A 2,846-nucleotide genomic window follows, 5' to 3' on the forward strand; every position below is an offset into this window, starting at 1 on the left:
AACCTCTGGGCTCGCCTCAAGGAGTGGCGCGCTGTCGCAACCAGATATGAAAAAACAGCAACGTCGTTCCTCGCGGTCATCCACATCGCTGCCGCAGCAGACTGGATCAAGCCCTAACAGGCCCTAGATCAGGAGGCTATGATGCCCCGGAATAGCTCTCATCCGAAGGTGGAGATTTTCAACTTCCGGATTGACCCGGCGCTGAAGGCAGCGTTCACGGCTGCAACCAGTGCGGATGAACGGCCTGCTGCCGATGTGCTGCGGGATTTCATGCGCGCTATGTGGCGGGGCGGGAGCGGCGTGCTTTCGAGGCGGAAGCGCGGCGGCAGTCCCGTGAAGTAGCGGTGCTGGCGTGCGCCCCGGCGAGTGATGAAGCTCTCGTCTTGCGCGCACTGGACGCGCTTTTCGAGGAGGACGATTTCCGGGATGGGTGGACGGCGTGAAACGTGGTGATCTGGTGACGATTGCCGTTAATGGTGATTATGGCGAACCGCGTCCGGTCCTTGGGGTGCAGGCCGACGCCTTTTCCGACCCGCCAGCTATGACCGTGCTGAGGTTGACCAGCATCGTGCAGAACTGGCCTTTGTTCCGGATTACGGTTGTACCAGCACGACGAACGGCTTGCGCAGCCTGTCGCAGGTGATGGTTGATTGGGCGATATCCCTGCCACGGGAGAAGATCGGTCAGGGTTTCGGGCATCTGGAGGCTGCGTCTCTGCGTCAGGTTGATCAAGCTTTGTCAGTTTTTCTCGGTCTATCGGGTGACCGTCTTCCATGATTACGCGCGATTTTCCGGTGTTTCAAAGGGCTATAGGCAATAGTGTAACAGGCCGGGCCTGAATCGGGCCGGCCGGCCCCGCGATTGCAGCGGTTTTCCTGTCCGGGGCGGGTGACATGTGTTACACTTTTCGGGATATCATGCCCAGACCTGCCCCGAAGGCCCCTGTCCGGCCGCCTTGCCAGCTGTCGCTGTTCCCCGAAACGGCGGCGCTGGTGCGCGTGGATCCGGCCGCCAACTGCTGGCGCTTCTACCATCTGTCGTTGCAGCCTGACCTGTTCGGCGGTACCGCCCTGGTGCGGCAGTGGGGGCGGATCGGGACGGCTGGCCGGCAGGTCTGCGAGCTGCATGACGATGCCGGGCAGGCGCTCGACGCCCTCGTCCGCCAGCTTCGGGCCAAGCGCCGGCGGGGCTATCGCGACAGGACAGCCGGATGAGCGGCACCCGAAAACCGGGACAGCGGGCGACCCCGGCAGGCGCCTCTGGCGGGATGCAGCTTTTCGACCGCGACGGGAGCCGCAAATACCTCACGGTCGCCGAGCGGGCGCGCTTCCTGCGCGCGGCCGAGCAGGCGCCGCGCGAGGCCCGCACGCTGTGCATGACCCTGACCTGGTCGGGCTGCCGCCTGTCCGAGGCCATCGCCCTGACGGCGGACCGGGTGGACCTTGCCGGCGGCGTGCTGGTGTTCGCCACGCTCAAGAAGCGCCAGGACGGGATCTATCGCGCCGTGCCGGTGCCTCCCTCCCTGCTCGAGGCCCTGGACCTGGTGCATGGCATCCGCGAGGCCCAGCGTAGGCGAGGGCGTGGATCGGCCGCCCGGCTGTGGCCCTGGTCCCGCATGACCGGCTGGCGGGCGGTGCACGCGGTCATGGACGCCGCCGGCCTGTCCGGCCCGGCCGCGTCCCCCAAGGGCCTGCGCCATGCCTTCGGCGTTGCCGCCGTCTCCAGCGGCATTCCCCTCAACATGGTGCAGAAATGGCTCGGTCACGCCCAGCTCTCCACCACCGCCATCTACGCCGATGCCGTCGGCGCCGAGGAACAGGATATCGCACGGAAAATGTGGGGGTAATGCATTTTGTGAAGATGAAATCGGATTGCACAGATATATATAGGCGCTTATCATGATAAGCGTATAAGACCTTATATGGAGATATGATATGTCTACTGATATGACTCGTTGGACGGTTTCAGTCTCCCGCGAAACCGACATCACCGTACGTAGTTTCCTGGCGCAGCGCGGCATGAAGAAAGGCGACTTGTCTCGCTTCATCGAGGAGGCGGTGCGCTGGCGTGTGTTCGACAGGACAATGGCAGAAGCCCGGAGTGGGTTCGCAGATATGGAGCCGGACGCCCTAGAGGACCTGATCGGCGAGGCCGTGACCGCTACGCGGGCAATGGACAGGGCCAGCTAAGGCGTGCGTCTAGTCATCGATACCAATCTTCTCATCAGTGCCTTGCTTTCTGAAAAATCCCTGCCAGCGCATCTGCTCGGGCTATGGCGGGCAGGACAATTCGATCTGCTGACGTCTACCGAGCAGCTAGATGAATTGCGGCGCGTGACACGGTATCCCAAGATCCGTTCCCGTCTGCCGCCCACCCTCGCCGGCCGTCTGGTCAATGAAGTCCGGGATCTGGCTGTTCTCATTGTCAATCTTCCTGCTGTGGCAGTCTCTCCGGATCCGGATGACGATTATCTTTTGGCGATGGCATCTGCTGGAAAAGCCGATTTTCTGTTAACGGGCGACAAGCGCGATATTCTGGACCTGCGGGTCTATGATGGTGTGAAGATCATCACAGTAAGAGCATTTCTGGTCATGCAGGGGATCATGCCGTGAGTGTGGCTGATGGTTCTGTCCCAGCAGAAGCCGAGTGCATTAGGATGCGATATAAATTCTAAGCGAATATGCAACTAAGCGACTATGCGATTAAAGTTGTTTGCTACTAGGGCCTGTTAGATCTTGAATTTCTTCCCATATTGTAGGGATGGAAGAAGGAGACAGAACAGGCACCTTTACGGACGAGACATGGGCGATCTGGGAACCTCTGATTGAGGAGGTTCGCCCGAGGGG

The 2,846-nt window shown here is 61.2% G+C and carries 5 protein-coding genes; all 5 read left to right on the plus strand.

Annotated features, from left to right (window positions below; translation table 11 throughout):
• A partial coding sequence (locus KMAL_RS16380) for a transposase (protein ID WP_018308590.1) occupies positions 1-117 on the plus strand: 117 nt, incomplete at its 5' end.
• An 800-nt stretch (positions 118-917) separates the two neighbouring features.
• Complete coding sequence (locus KMAL_RS16395) at positions 918-1,214, plus strand: WGR domain-containing protein (protein ID WP_110096515.1); 297 nt, start codon at positions 918-920, stop codon at positions 1,212-1,214.
• Positions 1,211-1,846 carry a tyrosine-type recombinase/integrase gene (locus KMAL_RS16400; RefSeq protein ID WP_110096516.1) on the plus strand — a complete coding sequence of 212 codons (636 nt, stop codon included), beginning with the start codon at positions 1,211-1,213 and terminating at the stop codon, positions 1,844-1,846. Before KMAL_RS16395 ends, KMAL_RS16400 begins: the two co-directional genes overlap by 4 nt.
• Before the next feature lie 88 nt (positions 1,847-1,934).
• Positions 1,935-2,189, plus strand: coding sequence for a ribbon-helix-helix domain-containing protein (locus KMAL_RS16405; protein ID WP_039998284.1), 255 nt, complete (start codon positions 1,935-1,937; stop codon positions 2,187-2,189).
• Positions 2,190-2,192: 3 nt separating this feature from the next.
• Positions 2,193-2,612, plus strand: a complete 420-nt coding sequence (locus tag KMAL_RS16410; RefSeq protein ID WP_007396268.1) for a putative toxin-antitoxin system toxin component, PIN family — start codon at positions 2,193-2,195, stop codon at positions 2,610-2,612.
• Positions 2,613-2,846: the final 234 nt, after the last annotated feature.

This window comes from Novacetimonas maltaceti (genome assembly GCF_002906255.1).
Classification (GTDB): Bacteria; Pseudomonadota; Alphaproteobacteria; order Acetobacterales; family Acetobacteraceae; genus Novacetimonas; species Novacetimonas maltaceti.